This is a genomic window from Winogradskyella sp. SYSU M77433 (genome assembly GCF_029911945.1).
Lineage (GTDB): Bacteria > Bacteroidota > Bacteroidia > Flavobacteriales > Flavobacteriaceae > Winogradskyella.
Window position 1 is genome coordinate 214,116 of sequence record NZ_JARYTG010000002.1, and the last position, 24,513, is coordinate 238,628.

Sequence of the window (24,513 nt, forward strand, 5' to 3'; positions counted from 1 at the left end):
GCTATTTTTTATTTCTTGATGATGAATGTGTTTTAATAATTTTCCATTTTCCTTCCACCTTCTTTAAAATTGATGTTGCAACTCCTTTTTTCTTTATGGTACGGGAATTACCCTTATCGTCTGGGATTAAAACAATGGTATAGATGTAGGTTTCTGTAGTAAAGGCATATGGCGCATCTACTTGCACATCAATTTCGTAATCTGAGAATACAAAACTTTTAAAGTGCCCTAATTCTGGTCCCAAATGATGTTCTATATAGTGAGTATAGCTCCCTTCTACACCTCCAGATTCATATACCTCAGAATCTTTAGCAAACAACTCGAATGTGCCTTCAGTTGTAAGATTCTGTAATGCATCTTTGTATGATTTCATTACTTCGATAACATCTTGCTTATCTATTGTATCCTCACTATTCTGTGCATTTGTAAAATTGACTGTTGTAATGAGAACAGTCATTAGTGTAATTAATTTAAGTACTTTCATAATTATAGTTATTAAACGGGTTATTTGTCAACGTGTATTCTATTAATATTGGCAATACCAAAAACCAAAACAAAAAAGCTCAAGAAAACTTCCATAATTACCAAGAGTTTACCAGAAATAGTTAAAGGCACTATATCACCAAAGCCAACGGATGAAAAAGTGATTAGACTGAAATATGTAAATTCAAAAAATTCTAGAAGGAATGAACCATTAATTGATGTTGCTGACTTAAAATTTTCTGAATTCAATACGTACAATGCTAAATAATCTGCTGAAAATGATAGGATTATCAAAACAATTAACACTGCAAATAATGTTAGAACGTGTGTAAGCTGATGGCTTTCTCCTATTATTTTACTTAACTGTAGAAAAGTGAGCCTAACAATAAAAATCGTTTTGACAAAGGCCAACCCAACTACCAACACTGGTAGAAACAAGCTGTCGGGGTTTTCATTAACCCATAATACATAGCTTAATGACAAAACAACAACTACGCTTGTGGTGAACAATACTTTTTTAAAGAGCTGCTCATAAAAACTAGTACTTTCAGGTGTTTTTGCCATATCTTCCTTATTCACTTTTATTAATCCTTTAATCAAATAATTGAAGTACTAATGCACCACCAATTATTATTAACAGTATTACATAGATTAAATAGTTGAACCATTTTTTAATAATAGATTTTTCTGCTTTTTGATGGCATCCGTCTTTGCAACAATCTTTCATAGTTTTAAAACCTTATGTTGTACTTAAATCCACACGGTTAACACGTGATTATGAGAGTCAAACTCTATCCATCAATCAAAAAAACAGGCATTACTTCCATAATCCAGTACTTTTCTATGAGTTCTCTTTTTCACTTTTTATTTTGCCTGACATAGGAAGAGAGATACTAGTAATCTAGGGGGATTTATTCCCTCTCCCTTATGCAGGCTGCTATTAACCAAATCAACCTTTCTTTTTCAAAAATCTTGTGCCTGACACGGGAAGGAACTAACACTAACCATCAACATTTTCCTTCCCACGACAGGACTTTTGCTATTCCGAAGTCTAATAATACCTTCCTATCTACTGTTAACTAACAAACCAGTATGATAGAATGGTCCCTATAGAGTTTCTATTGAATAGTCTTTTGTACTTTACCACATTTTAGCATTCGGCTTCCATAGTATGGGTTTCTAACTTCTTCATTTGCACTCAACCAAGCACTGCCTTTATCATACATTGGGCAAAACTGCTGGTAAAGCATATTCTTTGAACCTGTGATAGCCACCATATCCGTTATATCCTTACTTAATGTTTTAAAATGCTCTCTTTGATGACCAATATCGCTTTTTGCAATATGCTCTGCGTGCTCCATAGCATCGTCAATAATATCAGTCAATTCTTTTTGCTCCTCTTCGGTATAATTTGACGTATCAAATGCTTTTAGTGAAGCCGCCAATTTAGTACCTGTCGCAGCTGCTTTCTTTGAATCATCCGCTACCAATGCGTCTTTTAGATTGAAATAATCACTTAAAATCGCTTCGGACTTTAAATCACTCTTCATATTCATCATTTTATCGTGATGATGTTTGTGACCCATTTTTTCTTTTTCCTGTGCGTTGGTAAAAGAAACTGCTAACAATAGCATCACTGCTATATTCATTTTTAAATTTTTCATCTTATCTGTTTTTTTTATTTATAAACTATCTTTTAAATTTTCCATATACTTAACAACCTGCTTAGTTTCTTCTTCTGAAAAAATGGCATCCTTGTGAATTAAGGTGTAAGAAGCTAAAGGCATCTCACCACTTTCAATTTGTTTAATGATGGACCTTAGCTTACTGGCTTTTCTACGGTTTGATAGAGCATCCCACTCGTTAAAATTTAGCTCTGATTTTCCTTCTTTTATATGTCCTTCAAGAAACCAAGCCACAGGTTGCACCTTGTTGTACCAAGGGTATTGTGTATTGTTACTATGGCAATCATAACAAGAGACCCGCAACTTGTCCTTGATATCACTTGGGACATCATTCACCAACATAAAGTCGGTTTTTGGGACACTGTCGCTTTGATTGCGGTCTACAGGAATAAACTGTATGACCACAAAGGCAACCAACAATACTATTGCTATGATTTTTACAGCCTTCATTTAATTGATTTCTTTTTGAACTTTTCCGCAGGTTAACATTTTGCTTCCGTAGTATGGATTTTTGATATCCTCACTCATACTCAACCAAGCGCTACCCCCATCGTACATTGGACAGAATTGTTGATATAGTGTGTTCTCAGTTCCTGTGATTGCCACCATATCGGTCATATCCTTACTCAATATTTTGAAATGCTCTCGCTGGTGTGCGATATCACTTTCTGATATATGCTCTGCGTGTTCTACCGCATCCTCAACAATGTCCCTTAAATCTGATTGCTGGGCACCCGTATATTTTGAAATATCAAGCTTGCCTAAGGATGTTGCAAGGATTGCTCCCAGCTCTTTGGCTTTGGCATTATCATCTCCTACCAAGGCATCTTTTAAGTTGAAGTAGTCATTTAAGACTGCTTGTGGATTGCCATCTCCACTCATTGCCATTTCCTTTTTCTCTCCATCGTGGTGACCATCACTATTGTCGTGATTCATTTTTGAATGGTCACCATTAGCATTCATTTCTGAATGATGGTCAGTAGAATTATTTTTCTCTGTTTTGGCATCTTTACAAGACGCTGCTGTTAGGGTTACAAATGCTATTGCAACTACTCCTATTACTAATTTTAATTTGCTCATTTTGTTTTTGATTTATGTTTGTATTTATTTTTAGTGTTCTATAGCTTTTCAATGACGTTTTCCAACATTGCCGAAATCTCGTCCGCAATTTTCTCTAAATCTTCATTCTCTACAGCCTGCATAGATGCCATAGGATTTACTGCAGCAACTTCAAAAACTCCTGCTTCAATTTCCTGAACTATAACATTACAGGGTAGCATCGTTCCAATCTTATCCTCAGCTTGTAACGCTTTATGGGCATAGGGTGGATTGCACGCTCCCAAAATCTTATACTTCTTAAAGTTCACGTCTAATTTATTCTTCAGGGTTTCTGATACGTCAATTTCTGTGAGTATTCCAAAACCTTCTTCTTTTAATTTTTGTGTAACTTTATCAATAATCCCTTCAAAGGTTCCATTGATTGTCTTATTAAAGTAGTAGCTCATATTTCTATTTATTTTTGAATTAATTATTACTTCATTTTTTTTGCTATCATTAGGTAGTATTAGTTTTTAAAAACAATTTCTCGCCGAAATAGATTAACACCATCAATATTGCTGCAACAACCACAACTAAAATGTCACTACTCGCTTTTATCCATAAAAAAGCTCCGAGAACGACTACATCGAGAAAAATTGCAGTTATCAATATTGCCGGTTTAGCATCTACATCTTGCCTTAAGTTTCTTAGTACGCCCCAATGAATTCCGATATCCATTATTAAGTAAAATATTGCTCCCAATGAGGCAATTCTTGTTAGGTCAAATAAAATGGTAAGTGCTAATGCTAAGACAACCGTATACACCAGCATATGCTTTTGTAACCGACCTGGCATCCCGAAATGCTTATGAGGTATCAGTTCTTTTTCGGTCAACATTGCCGTCATTCTCGAAACAGCAAAAATACTGGCAATAACCCCTGAAATTGTTGACACGATAGCGATACCGACTGTAAACCAGAGTCCATACTTTCCAAAAGCAGGTCTAGATGCTTCCGCCAAGGAATAGTCTTTAGCTTTTATTATTTCATCAATAGAAAGGTTAGATGAGACTGCAAAGGCCACCAACATATATACGACCGTACAAATAAGCAATGAAATAATGATAGCTCGACCTACATTTTTATTAGGATTGATAATTTCACCACCACTATTGGTAATTGTGGTAAAACCTTTATAAGCTAAAATTGATAATGCCAGAGCACCTAAGTAGTTGGTTAACGGATATTCAGTTAGGTTTTCTGAAGGAACAATTTCTGAAAACGAGAATCCTGCTGCCCAAAGTCCACCAATGGCAAATATGGCTATACCACCAATTTTAAGGATTGCCATTACCAAAGAAGACTTTCCTATGATATTATTACCAGAGATATTAATTAGAAAAGCAATTACCAATAGTATTACCCCTAAAATGGGCACCCATACACTATTTTCCCCTACATCAAATAACTGCAATGTGTACGAACCAAAGGTTCGGGCTACCAAACTTTCATTGATTATCATTGAAAGAGCCATTAATAAAGCTCCTGAGGCAGTCAATGCACTTTTACCATATATCTTTTTTAAATACATAGCAATTCCTCCCGCTGAAGGGTAGGCATTGGACATCTTAACATACGTGTAGGCACTGAATCCTGAAATAATGGCTCCTATCAAAAATGCATATGGGAACCATTGCCCAGATAATTCGGCTACCTGACCCAATAATGCAAATATTCCGGCACCTATCATCACACCTGTACCTAACGATACCGCACCTGTTAAACTGAGACTATTTTTTTTATACTCTGCCATTTTTAAAATCGTGCTAATAGACCGCCACCCCAGCCGTATCGATTGTTATAGTTTCCTTGTATTGAAAAATTTCTAGAGAGGATGTACGAAAGACCTACCAACCATTGTGTTTCGCTCTCATAAGAGCTATCTCCTAAATCATTGACCCATCCAAAGTCTGCTCTGTATTCGTATTCGCCTTCCAGAAAAATCCTAGGAAAAATCAATAGCTCCCTATCCAGGCGTACCCTTGGGCGTAGTTGATGGTCCATACTCACATCTACATTGAACCTGTAGGGCGTAAAGTATTTTACCCCAATAAGACCAACAGTATTTAACTCATCAAAGGAATCAGGTATTTCCGTTTCGGTGTTTACACCTACATAGAGACGTACCCAGTCATTTAGGTACCTATTGTAATTTACTTCCGCCTCAAGGTTTTTGTCATAATCGAATTCTGCTCTCAATCCAAATTCATTGCGGATGTTGCTGGATGTTAAAAAGAGTTCGTTAAAGTTTGAGCCTGCACGAACCAATCCCCAAGAATAATAATGGTCTGTTTCATCGATGAGTTTTTGAACGGGAAAATCTTCCATTCTTTTATCCCTTGGGGTATCATAACTAAACACCCTTGCCATACCACCCATCATATGATATAGGACGTGACAATGAAAGAACCAATCACCGTACTCTTCATTGTAGAACTCTATAACCACTTTCTGCATTGGCGGTACATTGACGGTATGCTTTAATGGTGAACGTTCCCCATTTTCATTGATGACCCTAAAATAATGACCGTGCAAATGCATTGGGTGGTGCATCATCGTTAAGTTGTTGAGTGTTATTCGGGTTACTTCTCCACTTTTGATTTTTATTTTATCGGTCTCTGAAAGTGGTACACCGTTCATACTCCATACGTAACGTTGCATATTTCCGGTAAGGTTCAACAGAATATCGTTTACAGGCAAATCAGCTTTGAATGTGGTATTTTTCTTTGCCTTTAAAAAGTCGTAGTTGAAGTAGGTTTTCCGTGCGCTATAATCAAAAGAGGCCGTATCCTTCTGCATCATTTGCATATCGTGACCCATATGGTCATTTGCTTTCATATCTTTTTGATTACCCATTTTACCATCGTTCATTGACATTTTATCGTGCATTCCAGTTTTCATCTGGCCATCTTTCATATCCATCTTCATTCCATACTTCTGCATTAAAACTTCAGGTGTATTCTTCTTTTTGTTACCTACCATTGCAGGGGCTCCCATTTTCATATCCATTTTTCCCATTTGTTTCATCATCTCTACTTTATCAGGTCTGTCTATTCTTTTGGCTGGATAAAGGGTGCCACTACCTAATTGTACAGAGGTATGACCAGAGCCATCTTGGGCTGTTGCGGTAATTTCTAATGTGCCTTTGGGAATTGTTACAATAACATCATATGTTTCAGCTATACCAAATAGAAACCGGCTTTTAGATACGGGCTGTACATCAATGCCGTCACTAGATACCACCATTGGGTTTCCTTCCCCAAAATCCAGCCAATAATAAGTTGAGGCCGATGCGTTAATAAAGCGAAGACGCACTTTTTCGCCTGCTTTAAATTCTGGATACTCCGCCAATTTTTTACCGTTGGACAAGAATGCGGGGTAATAAATATCGGCAATATCAGCGCCCTCCATACGGTCTCTCCAAAATTTAAGCTGGGCACCAAGAGCACCTTCTGAAATAACCCTGCTCAATGGTACCGCAGTTCCTTTTTTAACTTGATACCACTCGTTACCTCTTTTAAGGTTTCGCAGAACGTTCATTGGCTTTTCATTCGTCCAATCTGATAATACCACGACCAAATCTTTATCATATTCCAAGTTTTTCTCTTTTGGGTGAATGATGATAGACCCGTAAACACCTTTCTGCTCTTGTAGCATTGTATGGGAATGATACCAATATGTACCCGATTGGTTGATTGGGATTCTATATTGGAAAGTTGTTCCTGGTTCAATAGGCGGTGTGGTTAAATAGGGTACGCCATCGTAAAAATTGGGAAGTATCAATCCGTGCCAATGCACAGAGGTTTCTTCGTCCATTTTGTTGGTGACGTTAATAATGGCAAGGTCTCCCTCATTAAATTCTAAAACAGGACCAGGAATACCACCGTTTAAGGTCATTGCATTGGCAGTAACACCACCAAGTGTCATTTTATTTTCTTCAATGGTAAGGTTATATTCCTTTATAATTCGTCCTTCTTCTTTTCTATCTTGCCCGTTTGTTCCTACCTGAGCGAAAACTGAAGTGGTAATTAATAATAATGTGAATGTTTTTAATATCTTCATAATTAATTGCTTAAATAATTGATTATTGTGGATTGGATATAATAGTTTTTGATAGATTCAATCTGATTGATTTGAAACTTCAATTGCAACTCTTGTATATCCAGCACATCGTTAAAATCGATAGTTCCGGTTTCATAACTTTTGATTAAAATTTCTTCACCATCATTAGCTTTCTTTATATTCTTTGTTTGTGTATTGAAACTAATCCTAGATGAAACACGGTTATTTACTGCCTGTTCAAGTAAGGTTTCCAACCTATTTCTGCGCTCATCTTTCTGTGCAGTGATTTCCTGTTGCTTTAATTTATTCTGCCGGGTTCTTGATTTATATTTATTATTAAAGATGGGTATGGATAAGGATACCATTGGCATTACTATATCCTTACCATTATCACTGAAATCCATATTGGGCCTTTCGGCAACGGTTACATAGTCCAATCCAAAACCGAGGTTCGGTGCTGATTCTTTTTGATTTAAAATCTCGGATTTATCGACGGATTCATATAGCTTATCATATTTGATGAGCTCCGGATGTAATTCCAATTTACCTCTTTCCAAAATTGGGTCTTGCTCTGGTAATGAAAGGGTATCAAAGACCTCCACAGCAATAGTCTCATCTCTGTTCAACAGATTATTGAAGAGTGATTGTTCCGCCAGATAATCCTGTTCCAGTACTTCTTTGCGTTGTTCCAACTCGTTTTGCCTTATTTGCAAACGAAGCACATCTACCGCAGATGCATTACCTACTTCTACAGATGTTAAAGCCAACCGTTCATAGGTTTCCAAAAGCTCAATATTCTCATCTAAAACGCGTTGTTTTGCCCTTATTGCGTATAACTTGTAATAGGATTGGGAAACTGATAATGCCAGCCTTCGTTTAGCTATAACTAAATCTTCATATTGTGCATCGGCAAGAGAGCCTGCGTAGTTTTCTCTTGCTGTTATGGTACCAAACCAGGGTAACATTTGTTTTACCGATAATCGTACCTCTTGTGCTCCAGTTCTGGTTTCAGGTTCGCTTACAAAGTAGCCGGCACTCACTTCGGTGTTTGGAAGAAAGTTTACCTCATTCACCTTTTCAGAAGCAATGTTGTACTTGAGCTCAAAAGCCTGAATTTCTGGATTGTTCTTTTCGGCTTCTAGAATATAAGTCTCTAATTGCTGTGCTTTGGTAACACCTACAACTAACAATCCTAATATTAAAAAGATTACTTTTTTCATCTACTTATTCTTTAATTCTTTTTACTAGAAATTCTTCCTTCCAACTGTACAGTACAGGTACTACAAACAGTGTAATTAATGCTATTAACATTCCGCCAAAACTTGGTATAGCCATCGGTATCATAATATCACTACCACGACCAGTGGAAGTAAGTACTGGTAACAATGCCAGAATTGTAGTAGCCGTAGTCATCAAACAAGGACGAATACGTTTTTGCCCAGCTTCTACCACTGAGGCCCTAACGGATTCTAGTGTTTTTGGCTTGTTTCTATCAAAAGTTTGGGTCAAATAGGTAGCCATTACCACACCATCGTCAGTTGCAATACCAAACAAGGCTATAAACCCGACCCATACGGCAACACTCAGGTTAATGGTATGCATTTGGAAAAGGTCACGTAGATTCTCACCAAAGAAGCTAAAGTTCAAGAACCAGTCCTGTCCATAAAACCAAATCATCAGAAATCCTCCTGCAAAAGCCACGGCGATTCCAGTAAATACCATCAGTGATGTTGCTACAGAGCGGAATTGGAAATACAAAATCAGGAATATGATGACCAAGGCTAAAGGCACTACAACGCCCAACGTCTTTTCAGCCCGCAACTGATTCTCATAAGTACCTGTGAACAGGTAGTTAATACCTTTAGGAACGATGAGTTCGCCACTATCAATTTTTTCTTGAATTAAGGCTTGTGCATTTTCAACAACATCAACTTCGGCATAACCATCTAACTTGTCGAAAAGCACGTAGCCTACCAAAAAGGTATCTTCACTTTTGATAACCTGTGGCCCTTTTTCATACCTGATAGTAACTAATTCGCTAAGAGGAACAGGTTTTCCTTTTTCGACCGGAACATAGATATTCTTCAAATCATTTGGATTTGCCCTAAGTTCTCTTGGGTAACGCACCCGAACTCCGTATCGCTCTCTTCCTTCAACCGTTTGAGAAAGTACCATACCTCCAACAGATACCTGCAGTACTTGCTGTACCTGTTCTATAGATATTCCATAGCGGGCGAGTCTTTCCCTGTCTATATCAATCAATAAATATGGTTTACCCACGATTCTATCAGCAAATACTGCTTCATCTTTAACACCATCTGCCTGTTTAAGTATATCTTCAAGCTGTATTCCAAACGCTTCAATCTCTTTAAGGTCTTGACCTTTTACTTTGATTCCCATTGGCGCTCTCATTCCGGTTTGAAGCATTACCAGGCGAGTTTCAATGGGCTGTAGTTTTGGTGCTGATGTAACTCCTGGAAGTTTTGTAACCTTTACGATTTCCTTCCAGATATCATCTGGTGATTCAATATCTGGTCTCCAATTTCTAAAATATTCTCCATCTTCATCTGGAATCAACAATTTAGAATTAACCTGATAAAATTCCTTTTTTATTTGGCTTTGATGTTTAGAATGGTCATTAATATCATCGTTAGGGTTAATGACCAGAGAACCATCTTTGAGCATAAACAGGCCATCATCATTAACTTTAAATTTTTGTCGCTCTCTATCTTCATCTAAAATATATTCTGGCTTATAAAGAATAACATTTTCATACATAGACAGTGGTGCAGGATCCAAAGCAGATTCTGTACGTCCGGATTTACCTACTACGGTTTCAATCTCAGGAATACTAGCAACAGCCATATCCAACTGTTGTAAAACTCGCTTGTTTTCTTCTACCCCTGCGTGAGGCATTGAGGTCGGCATTAAAAGAAAGGATCCCTCGTTAAGTGATGGCATAAACTCCTTGCCGGTATTACGCATTATCATAACCCCGAAAACAACGATTGCAGTTGGTATAGAGAGAAACAAGAGTTTATTACGAAGTGCCCAGTTTAGTATCCGAACATACTGCTTTCTGAATAAGGTGAATACTCCTAATAACCCAAAGCAAATAAGCCCTACAAATATGAGATTCCAAAAGATACTTTTATCAACGCCCAGTGGTCTCCAATATTCAGCTAGAAGAAAAACAATGGCAAAGGCAGAAATAAAGATGTTGATAATATTTCCTTTTTCAGAAGAAATTTTTCCTTTTAATAGAAGTACTCCTGTTACCGCAAATGCTATAAGAATTAATCCGAGAAGATGGCCATACACAATGGCAATCAAGCCTAAAATAGCCAGTACACTATTAAGCACATAGCTAAACGTAGTTTTTAGGTTCCGCTTCTTGAAAATAAATGCGGCAAAGGGAGGAATCAGGAATAGTGCAACAATTAATGATGCCGCCAAGGCCATAGTTTTGGTAAACGCCAATGGACGGAATAACTTTCCTTCTGCCCCTATCATTGTAAATACAGGAATGAAACTGATAATAGTCGTCATCACAGCAGTTAGGATGGCTCCAGAAACTTCTGCCGTGGCTTTATACACTACTTCATTCATAGACAAGCCTTCATCATTTTCATCTATATGCCTAATTACATTTTCCGATAGAATAACTCCCACATCTACCATCGTTCCTATGGCAATTGCAATACCAGATAAGGCTACAATATTGGCATCTACACCAAACATCTTCATCGATATAAAAACCATCAAAACAGCAACTGGTAATAACCCTGAGATTAAGGCCGAAGCCCTTAGGTTAAACACCATTATGATAATTACAAAAACGGTAATGAGGATTTCTAGCGTTAGTGCTTCATTAAGTGTTCCTAATGTTTCTTGTATCAACTCAGTTCTATCATAAAAAGGAACTATAGTTACCTGAGAGGTTCGCCCATCACTTAATGTTTTGGTAGGTAACCCAGCACTTAATTCATTTATTTTTTCTTTTACATTATTGATGACTTCCATTGGGTTGGCGCCATAACGTGCTACTACTACACCTCCAACAACTTCTGCTCCTTCTTTATCCAAAAGCCCTCTTCTGGTTGCAGGTCCGTGGGTTACTCTAGCTATATCCTTAATACGGATTGAGGTATAATCTTCGGAGGTGACTACTGCATTTTCTAGATCTGCTAAGGATTCGATATAACCCAAACCCCGAATCAGATATTCCGCCTGATTTATCTCCAATGTTTGGGCACCAATATCTCTATTACTCTGTTTGACCGCTTTGACGACTTGATTCAGACCAATATTGTATTGTTTCATCAGTTCTGGGTTCACATCAACTTGATACTCCAATACATACCCTCCAATAGAAGATACCTCTGAAACACCACTCGCTGATGACAAAGCATATTTAACATAAAAATCCTGAATGCTTCTCAATTCCTGAAGGTCCCATCCACCAGTCACATTACCATCTTCGTCACGTCCTTCAAGGGTATACCAATAGATTTGACCAAGCCCCGTTGCATCAGGACCTAAAGCAGGATTTACACCATCAGGAAGTAAACCTGCAGGAAGCGAATTCAGCTTTTCGAGAATACGACTACGGCTCCAGTAGAATTCTATCTCTTCTTCGAAAATGATATAGATACTTGAAAATCCGAACATAGAATTGCTACGTATCGTTTTTACTCCTGGAATTCCAAGAAGGGAAGTTGTAAGCGGGTAGGTAATTTGATCTTCAATATCTTGAGGAGAGCGACCATCCCATTTAGTAAATACTATTTGTTGGTTTTCTCCTATATCTGGAATAGCATCTACCGCTACTGGGTCTCTTGGCAAGAAGCCGGTTTCCCATTCAAAAGGCGCATTAACAATACCCCAACCAATGAAAAGCGCTAGTAGCAAAACCGCTACTAACTTATTTTCTATTAAAAATTTGATGCTTTTATTTAGCATAAAAAAGAGTTTTAAGTAATTAAAATTTTGTTATCAAAAACAAAAACAAGCAGTTTAGTCCATACAATTTAATGTTGGACTACAGTACTAATTACTTAAAAATCAAATAAGGAAAGTCTGGTCTAAAACTTGAACATCCCTGACCAATGGGGGCGGAGAATAATCTCTAAAAGAAGTATTATCTGTTTCCTGTTCTGTAAACAGATTTATATATGAGTAAATGAATGTAGCAACTAATATCTGTTGCTCTTTATTTAACTTATCGAAGGAAAGCTTTAAATTATCTTGACCATCTACAACTAATTGCTCATTACTACAGCAATCTTTTTTAGTCAAACTACATTCTGAAGAAGCCGGTTTCTGCTTAGCTTCCATACCACAGGTTTTCACAGAACCAAACACGGAGGTATCCACTAGAGCATCCCCACAATAATGGCTTTCAATTGTGAAAGACAACGTGGATAGGAACACTAAAAGTGCCATACAAAAGGATACTATTTTATAAAATACCTTCTTCATTTGTTCTGCAAAGCTACAAAAATTTTAACATTTTAATTTTGTTTAACAAAATTTTTAGAACAAAGACGAGATTTGAATACGAAATATTTAGTGTTTCCAATTTCACAATCTTACATTTTGATTGTAATGAATTAAGTTAAATAAAAAATATTTAGATTAATTCTAAATAACATTGGTGTTTTAAAAACAGTGTGCTACATTTGCCCTCTATTTAAAATCATTCTAAATAATTTACTGCAAATGAGAACTCTAATTTTTCTATTATTTGTTTTGCAATCAGCCACAATGTTGGCTCAGACAGACCCTCAAAAAAAGGACACCATCCAACAAAAGACAGAACGCTTAAATGAAGTAATTGTGACGGCCAATACGATACTGGGCAGTAAATTTGAGGTTAAAAACAAAACGGGCTCAGCGAGCTATATCTCTGAAGAAGATTTAAAAAAGTTTTCATACACAAATATCAATAGGGTTTTACAAACCGTTCCAGGGATTAATATTTATGAAGAGGATGGTTTTGGACTACGACCAAATATAAGTTTACGAGGTACATCGCCTGAACGCAGCGCAAAAATAAACTTGATGGAAGATGGAATTTTAATTGCACCCGCACCGTATAGTGCACCGGCTGCCTATTATTTCCCTACCATTGGTCGTATGCAGGCCATAGAGGTTTTAAAGGGAAGTAGCCAAATTCAATATGGACCAAATACCACAGGTGGTGCCATTAATATGATATCTTCCCAAATTCCAAATAGGTTTTCTGGAAGAGCTTCTATTGCTTCAGGAAATTATGGCTCAAGAAACACGCAATTAGTTATTGGCGACAGTTTTAAAAATTTTGGATTTGTAACGGATTATTTTAATTATAATTCTGATGGTTTTAAAAATCTCGATGGCGGTGGCAATACAGGATTTGATAAATCTGATTATTTGGCCAAATTTAGGGTCAACTCAAATTTAGATGCAAAAACGTATCAGTCACTAACATTTAAAATCCAATATTCTGAAGAAGAAGCGAACGAAACTTACTTGGGATTGACCGATGAAGATTTTGAAGAAAACCCTTATAGAAGATACAGGGCATCGTCAAAAGATGTAATGAACGCCGAACATCAACAATACCAACTTACCCATTTTATACGATTATCATCATCATTAGACATAAGCACTACCGGTTACTTGAATAAATTCAAACGTAATTGGTACAAATTGGATGATGTAAATTTAGGCGAAAGAGTAAGCATTAGTAATATCCTTTCATCGCCACAGAATTTCCCATTAGAATACCAGACCATTTTAGGTAATGAAAACACCCAAGACGATGTTATGGGCGTAAAGGCAAACAATAGAACATACACGTCAAATGGTGTTCAATCCATTGCCAAACTAAGATGGGGTTCTGATTGGTTACAAACTTTAGAAGCCGGAATACGCTACCACGAGGATGATGAGGACAGATTTCAATGGGTGGACAGATATGCATTCTTGAACAATGAATTAATACGTACGACAGTAGGCGAAAAAGGGTCTGACGCTAACCGCATAAGTAGTGCAAAAGCTCTTGCTGCACACCTCTTATACACCCTAAAAGTTGAGAACCTAACCCTAACACCTGGTCTACGCTATGAGAATATAGCCCTAACCCGAATGGACTATGGTACTAATGACCCTTCAAGGACTGGTCAAGATTTATCCGTTCGCGAAAACAAAGTAAACGTTTGGATTCCTGGTATAGGCGCAAATTATAGATTTAACAACGATTTTTCGGTTTTTGGTGGTGTGCACAAAGGGTTTTCCCCACCAAGTAATACACCGGGGCAAAATGCCGAAGAAAGTATTAACTATGAAGTAGGTACTCGATTTAGCGTTAAAGGGCTTCAAGGGGAACTTGTTGGGTTTTACAATGACTATCAAAACCTACTGGGAAGTGATTTGGCTGCTACAGGTGGTACAGGAAGCCTTGACCAGTTTAATGCAGGTGAAGTACGTGTAAGCGGAATTGAATTTTTACTGAATTACAACCTATTATATAATACCTCAGGAAAGTTTAAATTTCCTGTTTCGGTTTCCTATACCCTCACGGACACCGAATTTCTGACCAGTTTCGATAGCAACGAAGATATTTATGGGGTGGTGACCAAAGGGGACGAAATACCATACATTGCAAAAAATCAATTGAATGCAACGTTAGGGCTACAGCATAAGAAATTTGAAGTAAACCTAAATTCACGATATACAGGTGCATTTAGAACTAGAGCAGGTTCTGGACCGATTCCTGAAAATTTCAAAGTGGATTCTAACTTTATAGTTGACCTATCTACTCGCTATTTTCTTAATGAAAATTTTACATTATCAGCAAATGTAATTAACCTATTTAATACAAAATATGCTGTATCTCGAGTGCCAGCAGGTTTACGTCCAGGACACCCTTTTGGGGTTAATTTTTCTATTACCTATGAATTTTAGCAAAAACCAATTAAATGATAAATATCATATTTCTGTGAAATCTTTAAGCTTATATTTGTGTAATCGGATTATTGATTTAAACCTCTAAATATTTCATATTAAACATATTAAAATAATTTTGTTTGATTTTATAAGTTTTAAGAGGTTAAACAATAATTGTTATCTTTATAATGTGAAATCTTTTTTTACTAAAATATTATCCTTCTTTCTAGCAGTTTTTATACTGTTTTCCACCTCTTCATTTGCGGTGAATATGCACTTTTGCTGTAACAAATTGGTAGATATGGCCATTCTTAGCAAAGCAGAAGCATGTAAAGACAAAGTTCAAAAGAAAGATGTCTCGACCAAGAAATGCACAACATTTCAAGAAAAAGATTGTTGTAGCAGTAGGTCATTTTTAAAAACAGGAGATGATATTGTCAAAAAAGCCAACAATGAACTTCAGGCTGAAGATATAGTTTTCCTTAATACTTTTTTTTACGTTTATGTAAATTTATTTGAAGGGCTTGAAAAAAATATAGTTCCTTTTAAACAATATAGGCCGCCCTTGATATCCAAGGACATACAAACTCTTTACGAGACTTACTTAATTTGATTTTCTACATAGCAGTAAAAGCCCTTTTACTGCACAATTGGTTATAGCCAGCGCTTAGTCTTTGGCTGTAAACTGTTGTACCCTATTCCCTACAGTTTTATTTGCAAATTACCCTGTAAACATTCAATTACAGGATTGGCTATTGAGCAAAAGCCCAATAACAATACCCTATTAGATATGACACAACCAAAAGAATTTTGGGTTAAAAATATGGTGTGTAGTCGTTGCTTAAAAGTAATAAAGCAAGAACTACAAGAACTAGGAATAATCGTCCTTTCCTTAGAACTAGGAAAGCTTTTAGTAGAAGCACCCGGGATAAGCGATGCGCAAATTAACCAAGACGTAACCAAAGTGCTGCACGCAAATGGCTTTGAGATTGTACAAAGTGAAGAAGATATGCTCGTTGAAAGAATAAAAATTATTCTAATTGAACAACTTAATGAACTGCCTTTAACCTTAAAGGTTAAGACTTCAGAACATTTGTCATCCACCCTTCACAAAGATTACAAAGCGCTGAGCAAACTGTTCTCATCTAAGGAAAAGACCACTATTGAAAAGTACTTTATAAGATTAAAAATTGAAAAAGTAAAGGAACTCATTCAGCTTAAACAACATTCTTTTTCTGACATAGGCTACTTATTGGATTACAGCAGTGTAAATCACTTATCCAGACAGTTTAAGGATGTAGTTGGAATGAGTATGACAGATTATAAAAATACAGAAAATTGGAAGCGTAATTATTACGATGAAATTATATAGATAAGAACGAAAGTTATGCAGATAAAGGCTAATGTCATTCGCTATTTTCATCAAACTAAAATGAATAAAAAATGAAAACAATCTTCCTAACATTATTAATTATCCCAATACTGGGAATTGGACAGACCATAGAAAACATTGACTTTGTGTCCCCTTTTCACGACGGTCTTTCAGCTGTAAAAAAAGGAAATAGCTGGGCATTTATTGACCAAAACGGCTCTATAATCATTGATTTTAGAGAAGACTTGGTAAAGACCAAAACCGACGGGGGCTACTATCCTCTGTTCAGTAATGGAAAATGTATTATAGCCCGCAAAAAAGATGATATACTCTATTATGGGTTCATTGACAAAAAAGGAAACATAAGTATCGAACCACAGTTTCTAAATGTCTTAAACTTTCAAAGTGACAAAGCCTTAGCATTAATAGTACATAAAGAGACCATAGGCTATAATGATATTTTTAAAAAAGATGTTGTTAACTACCATTATTTTGAAGTGGTCATCGATGAGAACGGAAATTCTCTAGACCACCTTACCCAATTGGCTTTACATATTTCCCCAAAATACTCTAAAAGCAAAGAACCACCTGTTATCACATCTAAATTTATTTCTGATAATCTGATAGCAGTAAAAAGCGATGAAAATAAATGGAACTTAAGAAAAATCAAGTAGTAAGATGTATTCACTTAAAGAAAAAATAAAAAAGTAATAAAACTAAAGATTATGAAAAACAATCACTGGATATGGATGATTATAGGCTGTGGTTTACCGCTTCTGTTCATCTTTTTAGCACCTTCTTTTGGTATAGGAGGAGGCTCTTCCCTTTTCATCTTCATATTATTTATGTTCGCTATTCACCTATTTATACCACACGGGTCTCACGGCCACGGAGGTCACAGACATAACAAAGAGAACCATAACGCTCACAAGCATAATCAAAAGAAGTCTGATGATGGTTCAACAAATAAAAGTAAAGAACATCAACACCATTAATATCAAACGCAATGAAACAAAAATTTCAAATAAGCGGAATCAGTTGTGGCGGATGTGTTGCTAGGGTCAAGAAGACATTGGAAGACCATCCCAATATTGAAAAAGTAGAGATTTTTTTAGCACCAAAAGGTGCCACAATTATTTCTATGAACGAAACGCTCTCGCTTCAAGACATACAAAAGCAACTTGATGAGCTTAACGGATATACAATTTCAAAAATAAATCAATAACAATTTAAAACTAACAATTATGCATTTATACGACGGACACTTTGGAGGTATGCACCTTATATGGTGGATAATATGGATTATTTTCTTGGCTTGGGTATTCTTTATCCCAACAGACATTCCATATCAAAAAACAAAGAATGACAACCCACTTGATATTTTAAAAAAGCGCTTTGCAAAAGGCGAAATATCAAAGGAAGAATTTGAAGAATCAAAAAAGATTTTAAAATCAGATAACTAATCTTAAATCATAAAAATATGTACCTATTAAACATAAAAAAACTTGGTTTTGCCTTCGGACTTACCGGAGCGTTAATTTACTTAGGCTGTATGATAGTGATGTCAACAGCAGGAAGGGAAGCAACGATAGATTTTTTCAATAGCCTTTTACACGGCTTAGACACAACAAGTATAATTAGGATGGATGTGCCCTTGTGGGAAGCTGGTTTAGGAATTGTACAAACCTTCATTCTCGGATGGCTTATTGGCGCTTGCATAGGAGCTTTTTACAACGCTCAATTAAAAGTTAAAAAATAGGAGGTGTAACCTTATGCAATTTGTCTGGTTTATATGGTCATTAATAATTCTTGCTCTTTGGGCGGGCATCTTTCTTTATAAAAAACAATCAAGAAAAGAAATGCTCAAAATGAGCTTGATTACTATGCCTTTTGGCTTGACAGAACCATTATTTGTACCAGAATACTGGATGCCACCGTCACTTTTTGATTTAGCAGAAAAAACAGGTTTTGATATTGAAAGTCTCATTTTTTCTTTTGCTATCGGTGGTATTGGCGTGGTGCTTTACAATCTAATTTTCAAGCAAAGCCTTGTTAAAGTAAACCAAACAGAAAGAAATCAAAGAAGACATCGCTTGCATAAATATATCTTATTTATACCTGCTGTAGTCTTCCTTTTCCTAGCACTATTTACAACGCTCAATCACATTTATTGTGGCATTATAGCCTTATTTATTGGGGGTTTATCCACGCTATACTGTCGTCCAGATTTAAAAAGAAAGATTTGGGTTGGGGGCATCTTGTTTACCATTCTATACTTCATTTATTTCGGAAGTATACTTCCGTTCTATCCTCAATATGTGGAGCTGTATTGGAATCTCGACAACCTAACCCATATTCTTATTCTGGGAATTCCCATTGAAGAATTATTGTTCGCCTTCACCTTTGGGATGTATTGGTCTGGTCTATACGAACATTTGTATTGGCATAAACTAATAAGCTTAAATAAAACTAAAAATCAATAAAAATTTAAAAATGAAATCAAGACATTTTAAACAACAGAAAAAGGAACCTGTAGTAGTAACAGCAGTAAATCCAAATATAAGAATTTACAAGCTATTATTAAGTATTCTATTTTTGATTCTGGCCTCAATTGTATTGCTCTCGTGTTCCAACGAAAAGAAGGAAAAGGCCGAAACAGCAACGCTAACAGTCACAAAAACAAATCCCGTTCAAACTAATCCTGTTACTACGTTTCAAATACCTTATGAAGTTGTACCCAACGATAAAGTCTGTATGGTTAATGACAGATTTATGGGGGTAAAGCAAATACCAATAGATGTAGATGGCACAACTTACTATGGGTGCTGTCAAGGCTGTGTTGAAAAACTTCAGAAAAACATAGATAATGTCCGGTTTGGAAGTAATCCAATCGATGATACAAAAGTAGACAAGGCAACCGCTGTAATCGTTCAGGATAAAAATAAGGGGAGTGTCTTTTATTTCGCAACAAAACAAGATGCCCAAAACTTTATAAATAAAAACAAAGCTTAGGATATTTCTATTAATAAAACATAAAAATATGAAGATAGTATTGGCTATAGACGGTTCAGATTTCAGCAAAATAGCCGTTAAGGAACTTAACAGAATAACCTTGCCAGCAAGTACCGAGATTTGCATTATAAATGTTTATGAATTTCCCACAGCTATAGGTCCAGAACTGATGGCTACCGGCGGTAGCTTGAACAATTATTTTGAAGAATTTATAAGTGGTGCTAAAAAATTGGGTGACAAAATTGTTTCGGATGCTAGTGATACTCTTAAGAGTATGAACAAAACACTTACTATAACTACTAATGTTGTTAGTGGAGCACCCAAAAATGTGATTCTTGAAAAGGCTGAAGAATGGGATGCCGATTTAATAGTAGTCGGCTCTCAAGGTCAGGGTGCGCTTTCACGCCTGTTATTAGGTTCAGTTTCCCAATACTTGGCAACTCACGCTAAATGTTCGGTTATGATAGCAAGGGATAAAAGTGAAAGGTAAAACTCTTTGGTTATAGCTAGAGAATCTAGAATGAATATGGAAAATAAACACGTTCATAATAAAATGCCAAAATCCGTTTGTAGCGTTGCAGATGATATATGTCTTCCGGACACCGATTATCCACGCGTGGTTATTGTTGGTGGTGGCTTTGCAGGTTTGGCCTTGGTAGAAAAGTTAAAGAACAAAAAGGTACAAGTAGTTTTGTTTGACAAAAACAACTTTCATCAGTTTCAGCCATTGCTCTACCAAGTGGCAACGAGTGCCTTAGAGCCAGACAGCATCGTCTTTCCATTTAGAAAGCAATTTAAAGGCTATAATAATGTAATATTCCGCTTGGCCGAAGTTGAGGAAATTCAACCCTCATCAAATATACTTATAACTTCCAAAGGAAAGGTTCAATATGATTATCTGGTACTTGCTACGGGCACGACTACCAATTTCTTTGGTATGGATTCCGTAGCCCAGAACAGTTTAGGAATGAAGGATATTCGAGATTCATTGAACATTCGCCATATGATGTTGCAAAACTTAGAACAGGCTGCTATTACCTGTGATGACAAGGAACGTGATGCGCTGACCAATTTTGTAATTGTTGGAGGTGGTCCTGCAGGAGTAGAAATGGCTGGTGCTTTGGCAGAGTTTTGCAAGTACATTCTTCCTAAAGATTACCCAGAATACCCTTCTTCTATAATGAATATTTATTTGGTGGAAGCAGCTGGAGAATTACTTGGTACAATGTCAGACAAAGCGTCCTCGAAAACATTAAAATATCTAAAGAGTCTCAATGTAAAAGTACTTTTTAATGAAGTGGTTACTAATTATGATGGCACAATAGTTTCTACAAAAAGTGGTAAGACCATTTTAGCCAAAAACTTAATCTGGACCGCAGGTGTCAAAGGTCAGTTTCCAAATGGTATCGACAAAAAATATGTTGTTAAAGGCAACCGCTTAAAAACAGACTCATTTTTAATGGTAGAAGGTTATAAGAATATTTTTGCCATAGGTGATATAGCTGCTGTAATTACCAAAAATACACCAAAAGGACATCCACAGGTCGCACAAACGGCTATCCAACAAGGGAAATATTTAGGTACTTCAATCCTAAATATCATAAAAGACAAACCTATTAAGCCTTTCGAATATCACGATAAAGGTTCATTGGCCACAGTAGGCAAGCGAAAAGCAGTAGCCGATTTAGGCAAATTCAAATTTGGAGGTTATTTCGCTTGGTTATTATGGTCTATCGTACACTTAATGTCCATAAGTGGCTTTAGAAATAGATTGATGGTTGGTTTTAATTGGGCGGTTAGCTATTTCACCTATGAAAAGAGCAACCGCCTGATTATTAGAAATTTCAACAAACCATCAGAATCAAAATCCACGACCAGTGTGCTAACTGCAGTTAAAAACTCAACTGTCAATGATTAAAGGAACTGTACATAATAGCGTCTGGAATATAACTAATAAAGTATTTAGTAACACAGGTATTGTACTATTAATAGCAGTAATAATAGCTATGCTTTGGGCAAATTCACCTTGGCAGAGCATCTATCAAAACATTCTAAACACCACTATTTCATTTAGTATTGGCGATTTGCAATTGACCGAGCCATTACTACTTTGGATTAACGACGGATTAATGGCTTTGTTCTTTCTTCAAGTAGGCTTAGAATTAAAAAGAGAAATATTAGGCGGTAAACTATCAACACCTCAAAATGCTATATTGCCCATTGGTGCCGCTATAGGAGGAATGGTGTTTCCAGCTCTTATATATTTTATCTTAAATCCTAGTGGCGAAGCATCACAGGGTTGGGGAATACCTATGGCTACCGATATTGCTTTCTCTTTGGGCGTACTAGCACTTTTCGGAAAACGCTTACCCATTGCATTACGTGTATTCCTAGTAACACTTGCCGTGGTGGACGATTTGGGAGGCGTGTTGGTAATTGCACTTTTTTACACTTCTGGCATCTCTACAATGGATTTGTTTCACGCTTTTCTTTTCTTTGGATTATTAATTATTGGAAATTATGCAGGTGTTAGAAAAACTTGGTTCTACGCCATCATAGGTATTGGCGGTGTTTGGCTAGCTTTCTTCTTCTCAGGAGTACACCCTACCATTGCTGGAATACTAACAGCCCTAGCCATACCAGGTCGTGTAAAAATAAACGAGGCTACATTTTCGCAACGCCTTGCTGCATTACACAAAAAGTTCAAACAAGAAAAGCCCGTAAAAGGGTCGCTGATTTCTCATTCTCAATTAGAAATACTCGAAGAAATTAAAGTTACAAGTTCTGAAGCCGAAACACCACTTCAAAAGCTCGAAAATGCCTTAAATCCATTTGTGAATTTTATCGTATTGCCCTTATTCGCTTTTGCTAATGCAGGTATCCATCTTCACGGCAAAGTTTTAGAAGTACTTACTCACCCTGTAAGTTTAGGAATAGGTTTTGGTCTCATATTCGGAAAGTTCATTGGTGTGGTCTTATTTTCAAGAATTTTGGTCATTCTAAAATTAGCGAAACTTCCTAAGAACATCACTTGGTATCATATATACGGAATTGCCTTTTTAGCAGGTATTGGGTTTACAATGTCACTTTTTATAAACGAATTGGCTTTTGCCAATGAGAAATTTATATATACCGCTAAAGTCAGCATTTTATTTTCTTCACTAATTGCGGGCATTATCGGTTCCATCATATTAATAAAAAATAAAACACCTAAAATAATATAAAAATGAAAAATATAGCAGTAATAGGATATGGAGTTATCGGAAAGAGAGTGGCAGATGCCATCAACCTACAAGATGATATGAAACTCATAGGAGTATGTGATATAATAAGTGATTGGCGCATTCAAAATGCAGTAAGGAAAGAGTATGACATCTACGCCGCAACTCAAGAAGCCGCTAATAAAATGAAATCTGAAGGTATTATCGTAAAAGGAAATATGCAGGAACTTTTAAATAAATCAGACCTTGTTGTGGATTGCACACCTAAAAAGGTTGCGGCCCAAAATGTGGCAATCTATAAGGAACAGCGCATCAAATTTATATTGCACGGTGGTGAAAAACACGAAACTACAGGGCATTCATTTAGTGCCGAAAATAATTATGAATCAGCTCTTTATCGGGATGCGACTAGAGTAGTCTCTTGTAATACAACTTCCATACTGAGAACGTTAACCGCATTAAAAAGAGCTGACTTGTTGGATTATGCAAGGGGAACACTTTTAAGAAGAGCTACTGACCCTTGGGAAAGCCATTTAGGTGGCATTATGAATACAATGGTGCCTGAAAAGGATATTCCAAGCCATCAAGGGCCAGATGCTAAAAGCGTCGACCCAGAATTAAATGTAATTACCTCTGCGGTAAAAGTACCCCAAACCTTAAGTCATATGCACTATTGGAACGTGAAATTAAAAAAACAGACAACTAAGGAAGAAGTGCTAAAAGCGTTTAAGACTTCCACCCGAATCAAACTAATTCGTTATGACCAGGGTTTGGTTTCAAACAACACCATTAAAGAAATGTTTTTAGATATGGGGCGACCTTGGGGCGATATGTACGAAGTAGCCCTTTGGGAAGATATGCTCAAAGTACAGGGCGATGAGCTGTTTTATGCCTACATCGTCGATAACCAGGCTATTGTAATCCCAGAAACCATAGATGCCATTAGAGCATTAACAGGCATAGAAAAAAATGCTTCAAAATCCATTCTAAAAACAAACAAAAGCTTATCAATCAACTAAGAAAAAATAGCAATGGATAATACCAATAAAATAAGAAAACGCTATGATAGGATTGCCGGCTATTTTGACCTTTTGGAAAAACCTATGGGTACAAGCGGATTTGATAAATGGCGCAAAGAACTTGTTAATCAGGCTAAGGGAAAAACTCTTGAAGTTGGCGTGGGTACAGGTAAAAACCTACGGTATTATAGCACTGAAATGGATTTAACTGCTATTGATTTTAGTAAAAAAATGCTTGATAAAGCGAAAGCAAAATATAAGGATGACCTACCAAGAACAAGTTTCTTGGAAATGGATGTGGAAAATATGGACTTCAAAGATGAATCCTTTGATACAATCCTAACAAGCTGTGTGTTTTGCTCGGTACCAAACCCTGTAAAAGGTTTAGAAGAAATTAAAAGAGTCCTCAAACCTAACGGACAGCTGATTATGCTTGAACACGTCCGGAGCGGCAACAAGATGTTGGGCACTCTTATGGATTGGTTCAATTTTATTCCCCTCTATATAATCGGTGATAATATTAACCGAAGAACAGATGAAAATCTTAAAAAAGCAGGATTCGAAAACATCAAAGAAACTAGGCTATGGAGTGACATTGTAAAATTTTTCATCGTGAAGAAATAAATTCTA

At 36.5% G+C, this 24,513-nt stretch carries 27 protein-coding genes; 15 read left to right on the forward strand and 12 right to left on the reverse strand.

Features of this window, described 5'->3' with window-relative positions; all coding sequences use genetic code 11:
• Position 1 precedes the first annotated feature (1 nt).
• From QGM60_RS04180 to QGM60_RS04235, 12 genes are all read right to left on the reverse strand, one after another.
• Entirely contained in the window at positions 2–484 is a 483-nt protein-coding gene (locus tag QGM60_RS04180; protein ID WP_009778917.1) for a nuclear transport factor 2 family protein, read from the reverse strand.
• Between the two features lie 20 nt (positions 485–504).
• Positions 505–1,062 (reverse strand): potassium channel family protein, encoded by a 558-nt coding sequence (locus QGM60_RS04185; RefSeq protein ID WP_232454931.1) that lies wholly within the window; start codon positions 1,060–1,062, stop codon positions 505–507.
• A 13-nt stretch (positions 1,063–1,075) separates the two neighbouring features.
• Complete coding sequence (locus tag QGM60_RS04190) at positions 1,076–1,210, reverse strand: hypothetical protein (protein ID WP_281138998.1); 135 nt, start codon at positions 1,208–1,210, stop codon at positions 1,076–1,078.
• Between the two features lie 391 nt (positions 1,211–1,601).
• Complete coding sequence (locus QGM60_RS04195) at positions 1,602–2,147, reverse strand: DUF3347 domain-containing protein (protein WP_087524316.1); 546 nt, start codon at positions 2,145–2,147, stop codon at positions 1,602–1,604.
• Between the two features lie 18 nt (positions 2,148–2,165).
• A complete protein-coding gene (locus tag QGM60_RS04200) occupies positions 2,166–2,618 on the reverse strand; it encodes a heme-binding domain-containing protein (protein WP_009778913.1) in 453 nt (150 codons plus the stop codon).
• Positions 2,619–3,248 (reverse strand): DUF3347 domain-containing protein, encoded by a 630-nt coding sequence (locus QGM60_RS04205; protein WP_087524315.1) that lies wholly within the window; start codon positions 3,246–3,248, stop codon positions 2,619–2,621.
• A 38-nt stretch (positions 3,249–3,286) separates the two neighbouring features.
• Complete coding sequence (locus tag QGM60_RS04210) at positions 3,287–3,673, reverse strand: DUF302 domain-containing protein (protein ID WP_087524314.1); 387 nt, start codon at positions 3,671–3,673, stop codon at positions 3,287–3,289.
• Positions 3,674–3,722: 49 nt separating this feature from the next.
• The gene (locus QGM60_RS04215) at positions 3,723–5,018 is read right to left on the reverse strand and encodes an APC family permease (RefSeq protein ID WP_009778910.1); all 1,296 of its coding nucleotides are present in this window, start codon (positions 5,016–5,018) and stop codon (positions 3,723–3,725) included.
• Between the two features lie 2 nt (positions 5,019–5,020).
• Entirely contained in the window at positions 5,021–7,327 is a 2,307-nt protein-coding gene (locus QGM60_RS04220) for a multicopper oxidase domain-containing protein (RefSeq protein WP_087524313.1), read from the reverse strand.
• Between the two features lie 2 nt (positions 7,328–7,329).
• Positions 7,330–8,547 (reverse strand): TolC family protein, encoded by a 1,218-nt coding sequence (locus QGM60_RS04225; RefSeq protein WP_087524312.1) that lies wholly within the window; start codon positions 8,545–8,547, stop codon positions 7,330–7,332.
• A gap of 4 nt (positions 8,548–8,551) precedes the next feature.
• A complete protein-coding gene (locus tag QGM60_RS04230) occupies positions 8,552–12,289 on the reverse strand; it encodes an efflux RND transporter permease subunit (RefSeq protein WP_087524311.1) in 3,738 nt (1,245 codons plus the stop codon).
• A 102-nt stretch (positions 12,290–12,391) separates the two neighbouring features.
• A complete protein-coding gene (locus QGM60_RS04235) occupies positions 12,392–12,664 on the reverse strand; it encodes a hypothetical protein (RefSeq protein ID WP_281138999.1) in 273 nt (90 codons plus the stop codon).
• 384 nt (positions 12,665–13,048) lie between these two features.
• On the opposite strand from QGM60_RS04235, the gene QGM60_RS04240 reads away from it, so the two are divergent.
• The 15 genes from QGM60_RS04240 (at position 13,049) to QGM60_RS04310 (ending at position 24,507) form a co-directional block, all read left to right on the forward strand.
• The gene (locus QGM60_RS04240) at positions 13,049–15,277 is read left to right on the forward strand and encodes a TonB-dependent receptor (protein ID WP_281139000.1); all 2,229 of its coding nucleotides are present in this window, start codon (positions 13,049–13,051) and stop codon (positions 15,275–15,277) included.
• Positions 15,278–15,560: 283 nt separating this feature from the next.
• A complete protein-coding gene (locus tag QGM60_RS04245) occupies positions 15,561–15,872 on the forward strand; it encodes a hypothetical protein (protein WP_281139001.1) in 312 nt (103 codons plus the stop codon).
• Positions 15,873–16,049: 177 nt separating this feature from the next.
• A complete protein-coding gene (locus QGM60_RS04250) occupies positions 16,050–16,631 on the forward strand; it encodes an AraC family transcriptional regulator (RefSeq protein ID WP_281139002.1) in 582 nt (193 codons plus the stop codon).
• Between the two features lie 71 nt (positions 16,632–16,702).
• Positions 16,703–17,305 (forward strand): WG repeat-containing protein, encoded by a 603-nt coding sequence (locus QGM60_RS04255; protein WP_129759410.1) that lies wholly within the window; start codon positions 16,703–16,705, stop codon positions 17,303–17,305.
• A gap of 51 nt (positions 17,306–17,356) precedes the next feature.
• Positions 17,357–17,626 (forward strand): hypothetical protein, encoded by a 270-nt coding sequence (locus QGM60_RS04260; RefSeq protein WP_281139003.1) that lies wholly within the window; start codon positions 17,357–17,359, stop codon positions 17,624–17,626.
• 11 nt (positions 17,627–17,637) lie between these two features.
• Entirely contained in the window at positions 17,638–17,856 is a 219-nt protein-coding gene (locus QGM60_RS04265) for a heavy-metal-associated domain-containing protein (protein WP_281139004.1), read from the forward strand.
• A 19-nt stretch (positions 17,857–17,875) separates the two neighbouring features.
• Entirely contained in the window at positions 17,876–18,094 is a 219-nt protein-coding gene (locus QGM60_RS04270; protein ID WP_281139005.1) for an SHOCT domain-containing protein, read from the forward strand.
• A 17-nt stretch (positions 18,095–18,111) separates the two neighbouring features.
• Positions 18,112–18,390, forward strand: a complete 279-nt coding sequence (locus QGM60_RS04275) for a DUF5676 family membrane protein (protein ID WP_281139006.1) — start codon at positions 18,112–18,114, stop codon at positions 18,388–18,390.
• 109 nt (positions 18,391–18,499) lie between these two features.
• A complete protein-coding gene (locus QGM60_RS04280; protein ID WP_281139007.1) occupies positions 18,500–19,114 on the forward strand; it encodes a lycopene cyclase domain-containing protein in 615 nt (204 codons plus the stop codon).
• A gap of 10 nt (positions 19,115–19,124) precedes the next feature.
• Positions 19,125–19,643: a hypothetical protein gene (locus QGM60_RS04285; RefSeq protein ID WP_272852121.1), complete on the forward strand. Its 519-nt coding sequence runs from the start codon at positions 19,125–19,127 to the stop codon at positions 19,641–19,643.
• 28 nt (positions 19,644–19,671) lie between these two features.
• A complete protein-coding gene (locus QGM60_RS04290) occupies positions 19,672–20,133 on the forward strand; it encodes a universal stress protein (protein ID WP_272852120.1) in 462 nt (153 codons plus the stop codon).
• Between the two features lie 36 nt (positions 20,134–20,169).
• Positions 20,170–21,561: an NAD(P)/FAD-dependent oxidoreductase gene (locus tag QGM60_RS04295; protein ID WP_281139008.1), complete on the forward strand. Its 1,392-nt coding sequence runs from the start codon at positions 20,170–20,172 to the stop codon at positions 21,559–21,561.
• Positions 21,554–22,867, forward strand: a complete 1,314-nt coding sequence (gene nhaA, locus QGM60_RS04300; RefSeq protein WP_272852118.1) for a Na+/H+ antiporter NhaA — start codon at positions 21,554–21,556, stop codon at positions 22,865–22,867. The genes QGM60_RS04295 and nhaA overlap by 8 nt, the downstream gene beginning before the upstream one ends.
• 2 nt (positions 22,868–22,869) lie before the next feature.
• A complete protein-coding gene (locus tag QGM60_RS04305; RefSeq protein ID WP_272852117.1) occupies positions 22,870–23,883 on the forward strand; it encodes a type II glyceraldehyde-3-phosphate dehydrogenase in 1,014 nt (337 codons plus the stop codon).
• Positions 23,884–23,895: 12 nt separating this feature from the next.
• The gene (locus QGM60_RS04310; protein ID WP_272852116.1) at positions 23,896–24,507 is read left to right on the forward strand and encodes a class I SAM-dependent methyltransferase; all 612 of its coding nucleotides are present in this window, start codon (positions 23,896–23,898) and stop codon (positions 24,505–24,507) included.
• Positions 24,508–24,513: the final 6 nt, after the last annotated feature.

Bases quoted from the DNA above. Each gene is read 5' to 3' on its own strand.
- QGM60_RS04275 (WP_281139006.1), top strand. From the start codon at position 18,112: ATGTACCTATTAAACATAAAAAAACTTGGTTTTGCCTTCGGACTTACC.
- QGM60_RS04180 (WP_009778917.1), bottom strand. From the start codon at position 484: ATGAAAGTACTTAAATTAATTACACTAATGACTGTTCTCATTACAACA.
- QGM60_RS04285 (WP_272852121.1), top strand. From the start codon at position 19,125: ATGAAATCAAGACATTTTAAACAACAGAAAAAGGAACCTGTAGTAGTA.
- QGM60_RS04270 (WP_281139005.1), top strand. From the start codon at position 17,876: ATGCATTTATACGACGGACACTTTGGAGGTATGCACCTTATATGGTGG.
- QGM60_RS04310 (WP_272852116.1), top strand. From the start codon at position 23,896: ATGGATAATACCAATAAAATAAGAAAACGCTATGATAGGATTGCCGGC.
- QGM60_RS04220 (WP_087524313.1), bottom strand. From the start codon at position 7,327: ATGAAGATATTAAAAACATTCACATTATTATTAATTACCACTTCAGTT.
- QGM60_RS04235 (WP_281138999.1), bottom strand. From the start codon at position 12,664: ATGGAAGCTAAGCAGAAACCGGCTTCTTCAGAATGTAGTTTGACTAAA.
- QGM60_RS04225 (WP_087524312.1), bottom strand. From the start codon at position 8,547: ATGAAAAAAGTAATCTTTTTAATATTAGGATTGTTAGTTGTAGGTGTT.
- QGM60_RS04215 (WP_009778910.1), bottom strand. From the start codon at position 5,018: ATGGCAGAGTATAAAAAAAATAGTCTCAGTTTAACAGGTGCGGTATCG.
- QGM60_RS04195 (WP_087524316.1), bottom strand. From the start codon at position 2,147: ATGAAAAATTTAAAAATGAATATAGCAGTGATGCTATTGTTAGCAGTT.
- QGM60_RS04200 (WP_009778913.1), bottom strand. From the start codon at position 2,618: ATGAAGGCTGTAAAAATCATAGCAATAGTATTGTTGGTTGCCTTTGTG.
- QGM60_RS04245 (WP_281139001.1), top strand. From the start codon at position 15,561: ATGGCCATTCTTAGCAAAGCAGAAGCATGTAAAGACAAAGTTCAAAAG.
- QGM60_RS04265 (WP_281139004.1), top strand. From the start codon at position 17,638: ATGAAACAAAAATTTCAAATAAGCGGAATCAGTTGTGGCGGATGTGTT.
- QGM60_RS04205 (WP_087524315.1), bottom strand. From the start codon at position 3,248: ATGAGCAAATTAAAATTAGTAATAGGAGTAGTTGCAATAGCATTTGTA.
- QGM60_RS04190 (WP_281138998.1), bottom strand. From the start codon at position 1,210: ATGAAAGATTGTTGCAAAGACGGATGCCATCAAAAAGCAGAAAAATCT.
- QGM60_RS04305 (WP_272852117.1), top strand. From the start codon at position 22,870: ATGAAAAATATAGCAGTAATAGGATATGGAGTTATCGGAAAGAGAGTG.
- QGM60_RS04295 (WP_281139008.1), top strand. From the start codon at position 20,170: ATGGAAAATAAACACGTTCATAATAAAATGCCAAAATCCGTTTGTAGC.
- QGM60_RS04280 (WP_281139007.1), top strand. From the start codon at position 18,500: ATGAGCTTGATTACTATGCCTTTTGGCTTGACAGAACCATTATTTGTA.
- QGM60_RS04290 (WP_272852120.1), top strand. From the start codon at position 19,672: ATGAAGATAGTATTGGCTATAGACGGTTCAGATTTCAGCAAAATAGCC.
- QGM60_RS04240 (WP_281139000.1), top strand. From the start codon at position 13,049: ATGAGAACTCTAATTTTTCTATTATTTGTTTTGCAATCAGCCACAATG.
- QGM60_RS04250 (WP_281139002.1), top strand. From the start codon at position 16,050: ATGACACAACCAAAAGAATTTTGGGTTAAAAATATGGTGTGTAGTCGT.
- QGM60_RS04260 (WP_281139003.1), top strand. From the start codon at position 17,357: ATGAAAAACAATCACTGGATATGGATGATTATAGGCTGTGGTTTACCG.
- QGM60_RS04210 (WP_087524314.1), bottom strand. From the start codon at position 3,673: ATGAGCTACTACTTTAATAAGACAATCAATGGAACCTTTGAAGGGATT.
- QGM60_RS04230 (WP_087524311.1), bottom strand. From the start codon at position 12,289: ATGCTAAATAAAAGCATCAAATTTTTAATAGAAAATAAGTTAGTAGCG.
- nhaA (WP_272852118.1), top strand. From the start codon at position 21,554: ATGATTAAAGGAACTGTACATAATAGCGTCTGGAATATAACTAATAAA.
- QGM60_RS04255 (WP_129759410.1), top strand. From the start codon at position 16,703: ATGAAAACAATCTTCCTAACATTATTAATTATCCCAATACTGGGAATT.